Here is a 15,374-nt window from a genome sequence, read left to right on the forward strand (position 1 = left end):
ATCCACTTCTATAATCATGAACGGTCACAAAAACGACTCAACCGTTGTTCCCCTGTAAAATACAGGTTAACAACGGTTGCTTAGTCGGTCTTATTTAAATGTGTCTACTTGACAGGGGTAAGTCCAGGAAGCTGGTCTTTTCAAGTAGAGAAATTAGTATTCATAGGGGCCCCAGCACGGTATGTCGCTTTATACCCTTTTGTTACACTAAAACTAAATATCGTACCAATACACTATATCAGCTCCTTGATCCTGTATACAGATGTATATCGTATTGCTGCATTAATTTTTGGGTATGTCCTCATCACGAGTGTAGAAAAGAAATCTGCAGAAGAAAAACAAATGAAGCTGAATTTGTAGGCAAGGACATTGTATTGAATGTTAAGACAGTGATAGTTATTATGGCTTAACCTATCTTTTAGAGTAAATAAAAACGAGCAGCATCAGAGTTTGGTGGATATATTAAACTATAATAAGAACGGAAAGGGGGGTTCCATGACATTATTTGGACTCATCTTTTGGGGAGTTTTTGCTATGTGTCTCATCAGCGCTTTTTATATACAGAGAAAGTATAAATCAGGCACACCTGAAAAGTCGTTAAATCAAGAAATGAATGAGGCTTCTACGCGACTTGACAATGCTCGAAACGATAGACCTAGATTGTAGCATATGACGCCTTCATGGGAAGGTGTCTTTTTTATCGGACAGATCACGAAAAAAGGAGCCAACATCTTGTTGAAGTGTATCATCTCCTTCCTATTTTCTTTCTTAATCTTCTCCTCCTTAGGGTCTTGTCAGACGCTCGGGCTTTTGAGGAGGGGGGATGCATCAGTCCGTGCTTCTCAGAACAGCACTCTCCTTTTCGTAACGTAATGAGAGAACTACAGACAGTTATTCCACTTCCTTTTCTGAAGCTACTCACCCCTTTTTATAAGTTTTTACAATTCTTTAATCTTTGGCCCAAAACCACGGAGTTTTTCCCTGATCAGTGGGGATACGATCTTATATCTTCTTTTCTAGCGCACTTCTGTAAACAAAAATTGATATTAAGTTTATGTTAGAGGGTTATAATTTGAACCGAATAACATGAAGGAGGAAATAAAATGAGAAGATTGCTGAACCCAATTACAGACTGGGTATCGACAAAGAGGGGGATGTGGCTCACTATCATTTTTTGGATAGTACTGATGGTAGGTTTAAGTGCTGGACCCAAAATTGGCGACTATAAAGTGAGTAACTTTCAATCACTCCCTGATGAAGCAGCGTCGATAATCGCTGAGGATAAAATAGAAGAATTATTTCCGAATGAGCAAGGGACTCCTGGTATCCTTGTTTTTCATAATGATTCAGGTGACATCAAGTTAGATGAGGTCAATGAGATTCTAAAAGGAATCATGGCTGAAGATATTAAGGGAATCGATCGTATCGTTGATATCAGCAAGCTTCCGCCCCAAGCTTTGGAAGGGTTTATCTCCAAAGATGGATCTACGGTGATTGTGCCGATGGAATTGGAAAAAGGGCTTGGAAGTAAAGATTATTCAGAAATCAACGACAAGGCGTCGGAAATCGGTAATGAGATTGCAGATACATTCGACCACATGGAATTCTATATTACTGGTCCTGCGGGAATTGCGGGGGATGCGACAAAACTGTTTGAACAGGCGGATGTCACTTTATTGATAGCGACAATAGTGATCGTATTGGTGTTGTTGATTGTTATATACCGTTCGCCTCTGCTTGCGTTCATTCCTCTCCTGGCAACGATCATCGTCTATCAGGTAGTGAATCAGAGTGTGGCTCTGATGGGGGCTGCCGGATTGGAAATCAATAACTCGACGACGTCGATCATGAGTATCCTGCTCTTCGCAGCTGTTATTGATTATTCATTATTTGTGTTTTCACGTTACCGTGAAGGACTCTACCAAGTTGAGAGCAAATATGATGCCATGAAGAGCGCCATGCGTGCCACAGGAGAGCCTGTGTTTTTCGCTGGTGGTACCGTGATGGTGGCCATGTTGATCTTATTCTTAGCTGATTTCCGTGATTATCAGAACTTTGCCCCGGTATTTGGATTAGCCATGTTCTTTATTATGCTTGCGTCCATAACGCTTGTACCGGCGCTATTCACTCTATTTGGACGGAAGTCGTTTTGGCCGAAGGTACCGAAATACGGTGAGAAAAAAGGCATGAAACACGCTTTTTGGGGATCAATTGCAAAGTTTGTGGTGAGAAAACCATGGCTCAGTGGTGGATTGATAGGAATTTTCTTGGTGCTGACGGGAATCAATGTGATGAATATTGATTTTGAGTTTGATACAGTGAAGAAATTTCCAGAAGATTTACCATCCCGTGTCGGATATGAGATTGTGGAATCACGTTTTGATAAGGGAGAGCTTGCCCCTTTTACATTACTCATTGAAAGCGATGAGACTCTAACACAAGAACAGACGGATGAAATCAAATCAGAATTGGAGAAGTTTGACGAAATTGCATCGGTTCGTACAGGAGGACAAACAGAGGATAAGAAAGCAGTGAAATTAAGTGTTACTTTATCCATGAATCCTTATTCTAAAGAGGCCATAGACTTTATGGAAGAGCTAAGGGAATCGACGCCTGAAATGCTCCGGGATCTCTCTATCGACGGTGAAGCGTATTATGGAGGAGTAACAGCAAAGCTGGTGGATGAGAGGGCGGTAAATAATAAAGATATCGTGACCATCGTGATTCTCGAAACAGTCCTTATTTTGGGTCTCTTAGTGGCTCTTACGCGTTCCATTAGGATGCCGTTATATATGGTGGGGACGATCTTGCTATCATATGTCTCTGCATTGGGGCTTGGAAGCTTTCTGGTGGATGTGTTGTTCGGTTTTGATGCCCTTAGTACCCGGGTACCTGTATATGCATTCATCTTCCTCGTAGCGTTGGGGGTTGATTATAATATCATCCTTGTATCCCGGTTTATGGAGGAAAGGAAGAACCATGGTGTCAAGAAAGCTCTTGAAATAGCTATGACGAATACCGGTGGAGTCATATCATCCGCAGGTATCATCCTGGCTGCGACCTTTGCAGCCCTGACCACAATGCCGATTGCTGATCTATTCATATTTGGATTCATTGTAGCGATTGGGATCCTTATGGATACCTTCTTGGTGAGGGGAGTATTGCTGCCAACCTTGATAATGGCATTTGAAAAGGATCATCAAACCTCTCATAATAGTCAATAGTAGAAATACGAGGGAATCCCGTATTTACTGATAGGAGGTTGATTCATGAAAATTCTGGTTGTTGATGATGATGTCAATATTCAAAAGCTAGTCTCCATCCATTTAAGCCGCAAGGGATATCAGGTCATTAAAGCGAATCATGGAGAGGAAGCATTGAAGGTATTAGAAGGGATGACTGTTGATTTAGCGGTGGTCGATGTGATGATGCCGGGAATGAATGGATTTGAACTGACAAAGATACTATCAGAGGATTATGATATTCCGGTAATTCTGCTCACGGCCAAGGGCCAGTTGGATGATAAGGAAAAGGGCTTTTTGTCCGGATCGGAAGATTATATCGTGAAGCCTTTTGAGGTAAAAGAGCTGTTATATCGTGTAGCTGTTGTCCTGAGGCGGGTGAAACGGGCAATGGAAACAGTAATCAAGGTAGGGAATGTGGTGCTGGATCGAAACAACTTTGAGGTGATGATCAATCAAGAAACCATCCTTTTTCCGTTAAAAGAGTTTGAAATATTGAGTATCCTTGCCTCACGCATTCAAAGGATTGCACCGCGTGCCTTATTGATTGAACAGATTTGGGGAAGTGAATATGAAGGAAGTGAACAAACCCTGAATACCCACATCAATCGCATTCGAGATCGCCTAAAGAAATATGAGGCGACTGTAGAAGTTCAGACTGTGAGAGGGATTGGTTATAAGCTGGAGGTTTTGTAATGAGGACACTTTACCGGAAATTTGTTGCGGCTACACTCTTAATCCTGACCATCAGTGTCATCACCGGCTTCATCCTTATCAACTGGATATATATGACCACAACCAAGCAGAAGATTGATCGTCAGAACGTCGTAATTGCAGAAGAAATCGTTTCGAGCATAGAGGGAATGCATGGTCACCGATCTGCTCTGGCGCCATATTTAGAATCGATAGGGAAGCTGGGATATCAGGTGCTCTTAATCGATAAGGAAGGGAAAAAGCAGTATTTTGGGGAGGATTTCTCGAAGACCGAGCTTTCTCCGGAAGCTATGAAGGTATTGGACGAAAAGGAAATCTATCACGGAATGAGTGATGATTCCAAACATCCTTTTATGATGGGCCACTTTTCTAATGATGTTCGTAATACCGTCGGGGTACCGTTTACTTCCGATGGTCAAGAATATGCGTTGTTCATGCGCCCCAACAACAAACTGCTTTTTTCTGATATTCACATGATTCTCGTATGGTTTATTTTAGCGGTTGCAGTAATAAGCATTATCGGGATGATTTGGTTTGCCAAACATTTGATTAAGCCCATTACCCAACTGACTGAAGCCACAAGGGAGTTGACTCGTGAGAATTTCAACTATGACTTGACGATCACACGCCGGGATGAAATCGGGCAGCTGGCCGAAAGCTTCACCACCATGCAACGGCAATTGCAGCATAATGATGAAGCCCGAAAATCCTTCATTAGTAATGTGTCTCATGACTTTCAGTCACCTCTGATGAATATTAAGGGCTATGCCGAGCTATTGAAGTCAGACGTGTCCGAGGAAGAACGTGGCCAGTATCTGGAGATCATAGATGAGGAATCAATACGACTTTCCCATTTGACAAAACAACTATTAATAATGACATCGCTGGATCAAAAGGCTTACCCCATGAAGATTTCAGAAGTCCGAGTAGATGAACAGATCAAACAGGTCATACGCAGATATCAATGGCTCATTGAGGAAAAGGGCATAGAGGTTTCGTACAATCTCATTCCGTGTGTATTCAAATACGATTCAGAACTGATGACGAATGTATGGGATAACCTCATGACCAACGCCATCAAGTATAGCAGACAAGGAGACAGCATTTGGATAGGATTGGATGAAAAAGAGACAGAGCTTATAATTACCTTTAAGGATACTGGCATCGGAATGTCCCAAAAGGATATGGAGCAAATTTTTGACCGATTTTACCGTGTCGATTCAGCGAGGAAAAAGGGAGGTACCGGTCTCGGGCTCTCCATTGTCAAACAGATCATTAATCTGCATAAGGGAAAAGTCGTCGTGGAAAGTAAAGAAGGGAAGGGGGCTATCTTCACGATCACCCTTCCTTCTATAGAAAAGTAACTATTGGGGGAATAGAGAATGGAACAAACTTGGAGTTTGCGGTTAATTCGATTTGCTGCAATTTTTGGTATCATCGGAACTTTTATGGGGTCGCATATGGCTGGTCAAATGGATTATGCCCTAAAGCCGATTCATACACATATTTTATTAGTAGGATGGCTTTCCGTATTCGCATGGGGAATTTTCTATAAAGTATATACGATAAAATACAAAAAGCTAGTAGCGATTCATAGTATTTTTGGAATGGTAGGGGCACTCGGACTAACTTCGGGTATGTGGATGTACAACCTAAATCCCTTTCAACTAAATGAATCAGTGATTATTGTGTTTTTTATTGTTGGCGGTACCTTGCTTCTGTTGGCATTTTTATTATTTGTGGTAATTACATTCATGGTGGAAAAAAGAGCGGCATAAGACCTACTCTCGGTGATATAAAATTACAAATAGCATGATAAGCAGGTCTAATTCACCAGTGAATTAGACCTGCTTTATTTATTGTTGTATCAGGGTTTGTATTTGGTTTTGTAATAAATTTTCACGTTGATTGGCAGCTCAATTATCCATAGAACAATAATCATGACAGAGTAAAGAGGTTGCTAGTTTGAGGTGTTAACTAAGTTGTCAATTTTCTCCTACATGAGCTCTCTTGAAAGGATTTGTGTGATAACATTTTAAAAATGGATATTCAATTATCGGCGTGGTTTAGTTCAATACGAAAGCCTGTTGAAGGTCAATTTATTTGGTAAGATGTATATAAATTAATCTTATATAAAGGTTAGTTACATATGAATAAAAAGAAGTTTCTAGTCATAGATGATACTGTGCAAATTCACGGAAACAAAATCGACGAATACGTTGATTTCATTAATACATATAACTTTAAAAGTGTCTATATTAACAGCCTTACATACGAGCCGGCGGATATTAAATTTCTCAAGGATTGCCCTCAAATAGAAGACTTATCTATCGGTAGTCCGTATATTACAGATTTTTTCGGGGCTATATACATTGAAAAATTTAAAACGCTTAAGGAAACTTTCAATTTGGAAATACAAACCGAAAGAAAAGAATCTTGAAGAACTAATATCGCTAACAAAGCTTGAAGAATTAAAGATAATACAAGGAAATCTTAATTCATTAAAGGGAAGTCATGCATTTTCTAAGCTAACTAAACTGGAAGTAAATGATTTAAGAAATCTTGAGTATATTGATGAGGTTGAAAAAAACTCAACAACTTTGAAATGGATTGAGTTTGATAATTGTAGCAAGATAAAAAATCATAGCTATGTTAGTTGCTTAAGAGAGTTGGAAACTCTTATTTTTGCTCGTTGTGGAGACATACAAAATTTGAAATTTATTAAAGAAATTCCAAAATTAAAGCATTTGAGTTTTATTGATTCAAATATTGTAGATGGGGATATAGAACCTTGCATTGGAATAGATTTTGTTGGATTCAATAACAAAAGACATTATAGCTATAAATTTGAAGAATTGAATCCAGAGCTTGCTAAACACCTTTCCTTTTTTAAATAAAGGGTTGTTTTATTTGTTGAACTAAGAAGTGCTGATTTTAAGTAAAATACATTTGTTTACGTCCGCTTTCGCCAATTATGGTAAGTAGACTTGAAAATAGGGGATTAAAATGAAGGTAATAAAGGAACTTTTCACTAAAAACAAACTCTATAAGGCAGAAATTATTAAGATAAATGATGGAATATATACATTTTCAATATTTGCATGGATACATGATGAAGTGGAAGAAGAAAATTATTATGGTGAATATTATTGGTCAGAAGTAGGAAGTCAATTATCTTTATTTGATACAGAGGAAAATACCGTTACTCATACTGCTAGAGAATTACAACGGTTTTGCGAATAAATATCTGTAACTTAAGATAAGTGGGGCTAGGTTAATAGAATCTCTTAGGATAGCTAAAAAGGAGGTATTTATGAGTTTACTTGCTTGGATTCAGTGTAGAGTTTCAATTGAAAAAGAGAAAAGACAGTTTGCGGGTGCAGGTGGATCAACAAATTTAGAGGAGATATTAGAGGGCTTTAAAAGATGGGTGGAAATATAATTACCCCTTTGCTAATTTACAACTACCGATAATCCTGATTATGTCGCCTGCGTTAGAGACTCAGGCTTTTTGTACTACGTTATCAAGCGTTCTATAAGTGAAAGAACAAGTCAATAATTCAGCAACCAAATCGACATATGATGTGGTTGCTTTTTTGTGGGGATATAGAGGTGTATGCTTGTTCGTGAGAATACAAAAATTCATACAAACCTCTAATGTGTGAACGAAAAAGAAAGCTGAACACCTTGTGTTCAGCTTCTTTTATAAACCTTATAGTAAGAAAATAGCCACAATCGTAGTCACAACCAACCCAATCACCACTGGGAACAAGTTTCGTCTAGCCAATTCAAACGGATCCACATTACAAATCGCAGCCGCAGGAATTAACGCCCAAGGGATTAATGTTCCACCGCCTACCCAAATGGCGGCGATTTGACCCATTGCAGTCAGGGTGGCGACACCATGTCCTATGGCCACGGCGAATAAAGAAGCAACTGATCCAGCAAGTGAAATTCCTGAGAAGCCGGATCCGTCCAAGCCTGTAATTGCACCAACCGCCGTTAACGTTACTCCTGCTACGCTAGAGTTTACGGGTACTGCATGGGCAAGGGCAAAGCCTAAATCATTTACAATTCCATTCGATCCTTTTGGCAGGTAATCCCCAATAATGGCGGTAAATCCGCTGTCACCGAGATAAAAGAAGGCTGCGATTGGAATGACGGGGCCGAATACGCGGAATCCGAATTTAAAGCCATGAATTAAATAATTTGTTACTTCTTCAAATCCTTTAGATTTATGTCCTAGCATGGATAGAATGGAAAGGATGATGAGTGAAGTACCTCCGATTAATGCTGTTGCATCCCCGCCTTGTAAGTTGAAGTGAACCATTGCCCAAATATCTACTGCAAACAAAATGAACACAAGAGCGGCCATCCATTTTTGTTGTGTAGAGGACAGTAGATATGTTTCCGTTTTGGATTGGTTTTCAGTTACGTCTGCTTTTAAAATTCCTTTTTTCATATCACGTTTTAAGAAATAAAAGGCAACAACAGTTGTTACAACGCCCATGACAATTACTAGAGGAATACTCGCTTGAATCACATCAGAAACAGGAATTCCTGCTGCATCTGCCGTTAATTTGGGAGCTCCTTGAATGACAAAATCACTAGAAAGTGCGATGCCGTGTCCGAATAAGTTCATGGCCATTGCGACACCTAATGCTGGTAACCCTACACGTAGTGCTACTGGCAATAATACTGCTCCAATTAATGCTACAGCGGGAGAAGGCCAGAAAAACCACGACACAATCATCATGACTATCCCAATTGTCCAGTAAGCCAGTGTAGCGTTTTTCATCACTTTCGTAAACGGACTGATGAGCGCTTGATGCACTCCGCTTTCTGTTAATGCTTGACTCATAGAAACGATGATCGAGATTACTAGAATTGTGGAGAGTAATTCGGTTATGGCGTAGATGAAGCTAGAAAATAAAATACTGACTGAGCTGGCTAGTGATTCAGTTGCTACAAGGCCAAGAAGAAAGATACCTGCTAAGCAGACTAGACTAGTGTCACGTCTTAGGATTAAGAACAAGATGATAATTCCTATAAATGTAACGTATATCCAGTGCAGGGTTGTTAAATCTACATGCATTATTGTCACTCCTTTTTAGGCTGTATATTGATTAGTAATATATGCATTTGCCTAATTTGGGTGATTCAAGTGTGGGTTTATTATTTAAATAGGAATCAAAATTATGTAATGCTAGAAATACTTTATATCAGAAAATAATCAATTTAAAAAATTTTCTGAAAAATATATTGCTCAGTAAAATACTTCTTATTATAATTATCTTAAGAAACAGCAAGTATTTTTCAAAGTGTTGCTATTGGTTCAATTTAACTGGTCCGTACGTCGTGATGAGTAGTTTAAATGATAAAGGAGGAATGTTTATTGATTGATACGAATAATCCGATTCCTTTACATTTGCAGCTTAGGAGCGTTATAGCGTCTGATATAAAAAAAGGAATTTATAAGGATAAGATTCCAAGTGAAAGAGATTTAATGGATCGATTTTCTGTCAGCAGGACTACAGTTCGTGAGGCAATTTCTCATCTTGTTCAAGAGGGAGTTTTAGAAAAGGTTCATGGTAAGGGGACGTTTATTTCTCAAACACCGCCTGTACACGAATGGCTCGATTCTTTAAATAGTTTAACAGATACAGTGAAAAGGATGGGAATGAGACCAGGGTCCAAGCTCTTGAACAGCGGTATTGCTTCAGAGGTAAACTATATCTCGGAACTCTTAAATACCGAAACAGTGTATACGATTGAACGACTTCGGACAGCGGATTCGGCTCCAATTGCAATTGAACGGCATTTTTATGCGAAAGAAATTGGTTTACAGCTAGCAAACTATAATTTGGAGACAACGACCATCTATGATTTGCTTGAAAATAATTTGGGCATTGATCTGATAGAAGCAGAGCAATTTATTTCCTGCAAAGAAGTTTCTGCAGAAGATGCCCTGCATCTTGATGTTCCAGCCGGTTCCAGCGTATTAAGTTTAGAGCGGCTCATTACAGATGCTAAAAGGAAGCCGATTGAGTATTACATAAGTTATTTTCGTCCAGATATGTATGTGTTTCGTATTAAAACAAAACGAAATAAATAGCTCATTTCGTAATTATGACGCATATGGGAGGAATAAAGAAATGAGTAGTTCATTATGTTTGCCAAGGGTCATTCACCTTGGCTGCGGCAGCGTACAAAAAATAGGAGAAACAGCAGCAAAACATCATGCAACTCATGTATTTGTCGTGACAGGCTCTTTGCTGCAAAGCGGGACGCTGCGTTCTCAGCTTGAAGAGAACCTGAAAAAACATGGTATACAAGCAACGTTTTTTTCTCATGTAAAAGGAGAGCCTACGAGCAAGCATTTGCAAGAGGCATTAGCTGAAATACATGCATGCAAAGCGGATTGCATTGTCGCGATTGGTGGAGGAAGCGTAATTGATTTAGCTAAAGCAATCTCGGTATTTGCTATACATAAAGATTGCAGCTTAGATGATATCGCCACAATGAAAATAGTAGAGAGGGTTCCGCTTATTGCTGTTCCCACAACAGCCGGAACAGGGTCTGAAGCGACTAAAGTAATGGTGATAACGGATGCTGAGAACGGGGTGAAAAAGAATCCCGGTCATCCCAGTCTGATTCCAGATGCAGCAATTCTTGACCCGCAGTTAACAGTTAGTTTGCCAAAAGAGATTACAGCTTCTACAGGGCTCGATGCCCTAGCGCATGCTATAGAAGCATATGTTTCAACGCGAGCTACTACAATGAGTGATCATTATGCACTAGAAGCAATCCGAATGATTGCTGAAGCATTACCTAGAGCTTATGAAGATGGAAATGATATCGGGGCAAGAGAGAAAATGCTGCTAGGAAGCTGCTATGCGGGAATCGCTTTTTCTAACTCGTCTACGAATCTAGCACATGCAGCTGCAAGACCGCTCGGTGCAAGGTTTCATATTCCTCATGGTATATGTGTTGCGTTATTGCTGCCTTTTGTGATCGAGTATGGATTGGAAGCATCCGAGGAACGATATGCAAAAATTGCACAAGCTATGGGCATCGCAGGTGGAAGTGAAGCAGATTTAGCGAGAAATCTTGTAAGGTATATACAACAATACAACTCGACCTTTCATATATGGGAGACAGGGTTATCGTATATTGATAACGCCGCTCGTTTGGAGGAAGCACTGCCGACTTTAGTAGAGGATGCTTTATCTGGAAACGGCATAGTAACGAATCAGAAAATCCCGACAGAAAAAGATGTAGAAAAAATATATAAAAATTTATGGTTAGAATTACAGAAGTATGCAGTTGTCTAAATATAACATTAGATTTCAGAATAATTAAATTAATCAGTAAAATAAAAGCGTTTTATTTAAGGGTATCCATTATATTACCTTAAGGGGTAGCAGGAGGGAACGTATGAGAGAAATGTCTGGCGGCGAAGTAATCGCTAAAATGCTTAGTGTTGAAAGTGTTGATAAGGTTTTCGGAATTATTGATGGTACTTATTTTGGGTTTTATTCCAATTTGCAAAAATATGGAATTGAATTGATCACACCAAGACATGAAACAAGTGCGGCTCATATGGCGGGGGCATATGCGCGTGTAACGGGTAAGCTTGGGGTATGTATGGCAAGTAACGGCCCTGGTGTAGCTAATATTTTGCCTGGTCTAGTGGTGGAAGAAGGGGAAGGGAATAGAGTGCTTGTGATTACAAGCTCAAGAAGAACAGGGATTATGTATCCAGATCGAGGCGGTACGTATCAATGCTTTGATCAGGTTGGCGTTATTTCTAAAATTGCGAAATGGAGCGAAGCGGTTCCTTCCTTTGATCGAATTCCGGAGATGCTGAGAACAGCTTTAAGAAAGTGCTATGAAGGAAGACCTGGGGTTGTCCATATTGACATTCCTGAAAATATATTAAATACGAAAGTAAAATGTGATCTATCTTTTTGGGAGCCACATCAATATCGTGTGACAGAGATGCCAGGTGCTTCTGAACAACAATTAGATCGTGCAGTAGATTTACTGATCAATGCAGAGTTTCCTCTTATTCATGCCGGGAGCGGAGTAGTGCATGCACGTGCATACGAAGAGCTCGAAATGGTTTCTGAACTATTGCAATCTATGATTACAACGAGCTGGGCAGCTCGCGGGGTAGTACGAGAGAGCAATCCATTAACGATTCCTATGATTCATATTGGGACAAACAACAAAGCAAGAAATGAAGCAGATGTTGTTCTTGTTCTTGGTTCTAGACTTGGGGAAACAGATTGGTGGGGGAAAGCTCCTTATTGGAATGCCAACCAAAAAATGATTCAAGTCGACATTGACCCAAGTATTTTAGGAGCAAATAAACCAGCAGAAGTTGCTATTCAAGCTGATGTAAAAACCTTTTTAACGCAGCTATATAATAAATTGCAAACAAGAAGAAGTGAGATTTCGATAGAAAACCGTAAAGCTAAAATTGAAAAAATCATTGCTGATAAACAAAAGCACCGGGAAAAGCTTGATCAACAATTAGAAGAATATACAGTTCCGATGAATCCTGCTCATGTGCCTTCCATTTGTCAGGAAGTATTTCCAAAAGATGCAATTAAAGTATTAGATGGCGGGAATACCGTGATTTGGTCTAATTTTTACTATCACTTGGAAAAACCGGGTTCCGTCCTTTCAACCTATAAATTTGGTATGCTGGGTGCAGGAATTGGACAGGCGCTTGGTGCTGCTGCTGCAAATCCGAATTTACCGGTTTGCTGTATTATTGGTGACGGAGCAATGGGCTTCCAGCCGCAGGAAATAGAAACAGCTGTACGAAACGATCTGCAAGTCATTTTTATTGTAATGTGCGATCGACAATGGGGAATGGTGAAAATGAATCAGCAATTTGCATTGAAGCCAATTAAAACATTGTTAAAAAAATCTTTAAGTCCTGAAGAAACCATTAATGCAGATTTGGGAGAAATCCAATTTGATAAATTAGCAGAAAGCATGGGGGCACATGGAGAATATGTAAATGATGCGAAAGACCTGAAGCCTGCATTAGAACGGGCGTTAAGCACGGGAAGATGCTCAGTTATTCATGTGGATGTTGATCCAGTAAAGCATATGTGGGCACCGGGGTTAAAATATTTCAAAGATATGCATCAAGAGCCTAAGGGTAAATAATGAGTATCGATCAAGTGCAACTTAACTTTAATCCTACTACACTGACAATCATGAATATTGCAATTGCATTCATTATGCTTGGTGTAGCCTTAGATTTACGGATTGCCGATTTCAAACGCACATTTACAACCCCAAAACCAATTCTTATTGGGCTTATTGGTCAATTTCTTGTATTTCCTGCGCTGTCGTATTTATTAGTAATGGCGGTTCAACCGAGACCAAGTATTGCATTAGGATTATTTCTCGTTGCTTCTTGTCCAGGTGGAAATCTTTCTAATTTTATTACGTACTTAGCAAAGGGCAATACACCGTTATCGATTACGATGTCGGCAGTTTCTACGGTAATAGCTATCTTTATGACACCTGTCAATGTTATGTTCTGGGGTTCATTGTATCCTGATACCCATGCATTGCTGCGATCTTTTACAATCAGTCCGATAGATATGCTAGTTTCCATCTTTATGATGCTTGGACTACCTCTCATTATCGGAATGCTTATAAAATACAAATATCCAGCTTTCGCGAAAAAGATGAATAAAGGAATGAAATACTTTTCAATCATATTCTTTATCCTGTTTCTTATCGGGACTCTAGCAGCTAACTTTACCTATTTTGTTCAATTTGTTGGTATGGTTGTTGTTGTCGTATTCTTGCAAAATCTTATTGCGATTCTTTCAGGATATTTTTCTGCCAAACTATTTAAACTTCCAGAAGCTGATCGCCGTGCGATTGCCATTGAGGTGGGCATACAAAATTCTGGATTAGGGTTAATTCTTATTTTTAACTTTTTTGATGGACTGGGCGGCATGGCTATTGTAGCTGCTTGGTGGGGAGTCTGGCATTTAGTATCCGGTTTGTCACTTGCCACGTTTTGGTCGCGCAAGCAGTCAAAAGTTAAACCTGTTATTGAGGAGTTACATGTATGAATCTATTGATTACTGGAGCAGCGGGTTATCTTGGGAGCAACCTTTTAAAAAAATTAGTTGAGTTAAACCGAGAAGCAGACGAAAAATGGAATATTGTCGCAGCGGATATTAGAGAGCCTGCTATAAAGGATCCTGCTATTGTATATGTAAACGCAGATGTTCGCTCAACAGAGATGAATGAGGTGATGAAGCAATATAATATCGAAACCGTCGTTCATCTTGCATCCATTGTAACACCGGGAAAAAAGAGTGATCGTCAGTTTGAATATTCGGTGGATGTTCTCGGTACAGAAAATGTATTGAAGGCTTGTGTAGAAAATAAGGTGAAACGAATCGTTCTTACATCAAGCGGGGCTGCTTATGGCTATCATCCCGATAATGCAGAATGGATTGAGGAAGATCATCCAATACGAGGAAACGAAGAGTTTGCTTATTCTTATCATAAGCGTCTTGTGGAAGAGCTGTTAATTGATTATCGGAACAAACATCCGGAGCTGGAGCAAGTCATCTTTCGGGTAGGCACGATTCTTGGTGACTCCACGAACAATCAGATTACTTCCTTATTCGAAAAGAGAATGTTAATCGGTATAGCTGGCTCCAAAAGTCCCTTCGTCTTTATTTGGGATCAGGATGTTGTGGAATGTCTTATACGAGGTATTAAGGGAGCAAAAACAGGAGTATTCAATGTTGCGGGTGATGGAGCGTTGACAATTGACGAGGTCTCTTCCATTTTACGAAAGCCTGTATTGAGGATTCCAGCTTGGTTATTAAAGGCAGTTCTCTTTATTTTTAAAAGATTGTCATTTACTCAGTATGGAGAAGAACAAGTAAACTTCTTACGTTATCGTCCTGTGCTTGATAACAAAAAATTGAAGCAGAGCTTCGGCTATACACCGCAGCTAACGTCTAAAGAAGTATTTCAATTCTTCTTAGCAAACAGACTTCCAGGAAACGATAAACACACTCACATGTAATTAAATAGAAAATTAAAGAAAAAGGTCAGTATATACTGGCCTTTTTCTTTAGAAGGAGGGGGTTGCATTGAAAGGTACATTTAATGGAAAAAAAGTCTTAATAACAGGGGCAGCAGGTGGTTTAGGAACTGAGCTTTGTTTGGCTTTTGGCACAAAAGGAGCGACGATTATTGCGATAGATATAAATCTCGAAAGACTGCAAACGTGGACTTACCCCTGTCAAGTAGACACATTTAAATAAGACCGACTAAGCAACCGTTGTTAACCTGTATTTTACAGGGGAACAACGGTTGAGTCGTTTTTGTGACCGTTCATGATTATAGAAGTGGATA

15 protein-coding genes are annotated in these 15,374 nt (G+C 39.6%); 14 read left to right on the plus strand and 1 reads right to left on the minus strand.

Going from position 1 to position 15,374, the window contains the following annotated elements; genetic code table 11:
* The first annotated feature begins 495 nt into the window (after positions 1-495).
* The 8 genes from J7Q84_RS17695 (at position 496) to J7Q84_RS17730 (ending at position 7,398) form a co-directional block, all read left to right on the plus strand.
* Positions 496-666 (plus strand): hypothetical protein, encoded by a 171-nt coding sequence (locus tag J7Q84_RS17695; protein ID WP_209096496.1) that lies wholly within the window; start codon positions 496-498, stop codon positions 664-666.
* A 437-nt stretch (positions 667-1,103) separates the two neighbouring features.
* Positions 1,104-3,224 (plus strand): MMPL family transporter, encoded by a 2,121-nt coding sequence (locus J7Q84_RS17700; protein ID WP_209096498.1) that lies wholly within the window; start codon positions 1,104-1,106, stop codon positions 3,222-3,224.
* A 45-nt stretch (positions 3,225-3,269) separates the two neighbouring features.
* A complete protein-coding gene (locus J7Q84_RS17705) occupies positions 3,270-3,938 on the plus strand; it encodes a response regulator transcription factor (RefSeq protein WP_209096500.1) in 669 nt (222 codons plus the stop codon).
* The gene (locus J7Q84_RS17710) at positions 3,938-5,320 is read left to right on the plus strand and encodes a sensor histidine kinase (protein ID WP_209096502.1); all 1,383 of its coding nucleotides are present in this window, start codon (positions 3,938-3,940) and stop codon (positions 5,318-5,320) included. The genes J7Q84_RS17705 and J7Q84_RS17710 overlap by 1 nt, the downstream gene beginning before the upstream one ends.
* 18 nt (positions 5,321-5,338) lie before the next feature.
* Complete coding sequence (locus J7Q84_RS17715) at positions 5,339-5,734, plus strand: hypothetical protein (protein WP_209096504.1); 396 nt, start codon at positions 5,339-5,341, stop codon at positions 5,732-5,734.
* 594 nt (positions 5,735-6,328) lie between these two features.
* Positions 6,329-6,853, plus strand: a complete 525-nt coding sequence (locus tag J7Q84_RS17720; RefSeq protein ID WP_247739349.1) for a hypothetical protein — start codon at positions 6,329-6,331, stop codon at positions 6,851-6,853.
* A 109-nt stretch (positions 6,854-6,962) separates the two neighbouring features.
* Entirely contained in the window at positions 6,963-7,199 is a 237-nt protein-coding gene (locus tag J7Q84_RS17725; protein ID WP_209096506.1) for a hypothetical protein, read from the plus strand.
* A gap of 49 nt (positions 7,200-7,248) precedes the next feature.
* On the plus strand, positions 7,249-7,398 hold the full coding sequence (locus tag J7Q84_RS17730; RefSeq protein ID WP_348519876.1) for an Imm53 family immunity protein: 150 nt from the start codon (positions 7,249-7,251) through the stop codon (positions 7,396-7,398).
* A gap of 270 nt (positions 7,399-7,668) precedes the next feature.
* Here J7Q84_RS17730 and J7Q84_RS17735 read toward each other — a convergent pair whose 3' ends face one another.
* The gene (locus J7Q84_RS17735; RefSeq protein ID WP_209096510.1) at positions 7,669-9,051 is read right to left on the minus strand and encodes a hypothetical protein; all 1,383 of its coding nucleotides are present in this window, start codon (positions 9,049-9,051) and stop codon (positions 7,669-7,671) included.
* Positions 9,052-9,351: 300 nt separating this feature from the next.
* On the opposite strand from J7Q84_RS17735, the gene J7Q84_RS17740 reads away from it, so the two are divergent.
* The 6 genes from J7Q84_RS17740 (at position 9,352) to J7Q84_RS17765 (ending at position 15,283) form a co-directional block, all read left to right on the plus strand.
* Positions 9,352-10,071, plus strand: coding sequence for a GntR family transcriptional regulator (locus J7Q84_RS17740; protein WP_209096512.1), 720 nt, complete (start codon positions 9,352-9,354; stop codon positions 10,069-10,071).
* A gap of 40 nt (positions 10,072-10,111) precedes the next feature.
* Positions 10,112-11,290: an iron-containing alcohol dehydrogenase gene (locus J7Q84_RS17745; RefSeq protein WP_209096513.1), complete on the plus strand. Its 1,179-nt coding sequence runs from the start codon at positions 10,112-10,114 to the stop codon at positions 11,288-11,290.
* Positions 11,291-11,393: 103 nt separating this feature from the next.
* A complete protein-coding gene (locus J7Q84_RS17750) occupies positions 11,394-13,142 on the plus strand; it encodes a thiamine pyrophosphate-binding protein (protein WP_209096514.1) in 1,749 nt (582 codons plus the stop codon).
* On the plus strand, positions 13,142-14,068 hold the full coding sequence (locus J7Q84_RS17755) for a bile acid:sodium symporter family protein (protein WP_209096515.1): 927 nt from the start codon (positions 13,142-13,144) through the stop codon (positions 14,066-14,068). Before J7Q84_RS17750 ends, J7Q84_RS17755 begins: the two co-directional genes overlap by 1 nt.
* Positions 14,065-15,042, plus strand: a complete 978-nt coding sequence (locus J7Q84_RS17760) for an SDR family oxidoreductase (RefSeq protein ID WP_209096516.1) — start codon at positions 14,065-14,067, stop codon at positions 15,040-15,042. Before J7Q84_RS17755 ends, J7Q84_RS17760 begins: the two co-directional genes overlap by 4 nt.
* Before the next feature lie 67 nt (positions 15,043-15,109).
* Complete coding sequence (locus J7Q84_RS17765; protein WP_209096517.1) at positions 15,110-15,283, plus strand: SDR family NAD(P)-dependent oxidoreductase; 174 nt, start codon at positions 15,110-15,112, stop codon at positions 15,281-15,283.
* Positions 15,284-15,374: the final 91 nt, after the last annotated feature.

Origin of the sequence: Bacillus sp. 165 (assembly GCF_017742235.1) — a bacterium.
Lineage (GTDB): Bacteria > Bacillota > Bacilli > Bacillales > Bacillaceae_G > JAGHKQ01.

Excerpts from the sequence above, each read along its gene's own strand:
- J7Q84_RS17735 (WP_209096510.1), bottom strand. The coding sequence starts at position 9,051 with ATGCATGTAGATTTAACAACCCTGCACTGGATATACGTTACATTTATA.
- J7Q84_RS17750 (WP_209096514.1), top strand. The coding sequence starts at position 11,394 with ATGAGAGAAATGTCTGGCGGCGAAGTAATCGCTAAAATGCTTAGTGTT.
- J7Q84_RS17705 (WP_209096500.1), top strand. The coding sequence starts at position 3,270 with ATGAAAATTCTGGTTGTTGATGATGATGTCAATATTCAAAAGCTAGTC.
- J7Q84_RS17745 (WP_209096513.1), top strand. The coding sequence starts at position 10,112 with ATGAGTAGTTCATTATGTTTGCCAAGGGTCATTCACCTTGGCTGCGGC.
- J7Q84_RS17725 (WP_209096506.1), top strand. The coding sequence starts at position 6,963 with ATGAAGGTAATAAAGGAACTTTTCACTAAAAACAAACTCTATAAGGCA.
- J7Q84_RS17700 (WP_209096498.1), top strand. The coding sequence starts at position 1,104 with ATGAGAAGATTGCTGAACCCAATTACAGACTGGGTATCGACAAAGAGG.
- J7Q84_RS17755 (WP_209096515.1), top strand. The coding sequence starts at position 13,142 with ATGAGTATCGATCAAGTGCAACTTAACTTTAATCCTACTACACTGACA.
- J7Q84_RS17695 (WP_209096496.1), top strand. The coding sequence starts at position 496 with ATGACATTATTTGGACTCATCTTTTGGGGAGTTTTTGCTATGTGTCTC.
- J7Q84_RS17760 (WP_209096516.1), top strand. The coding sequence starts at position 14,065 with ATGAATCTATTGATTACTGGAGCAGCGGGTTATCTTGGGAGCAACCTT.
- J7Q84_RS17710 (WP_209096502.1), top strand. The coding sequence starts at position 3,938 with ATGAGGACACTTTACCGGAAATTTGTTGCGGCTACACTCTTAATCCTG.
- J7Q84_RS17715 (WP_209096504.1), top strand. The coding sequence starts at position 5,339 with ATGGAACAAACTTGGAGTTTGCGGTTAATTCGATTTGCTGCAATTTTT.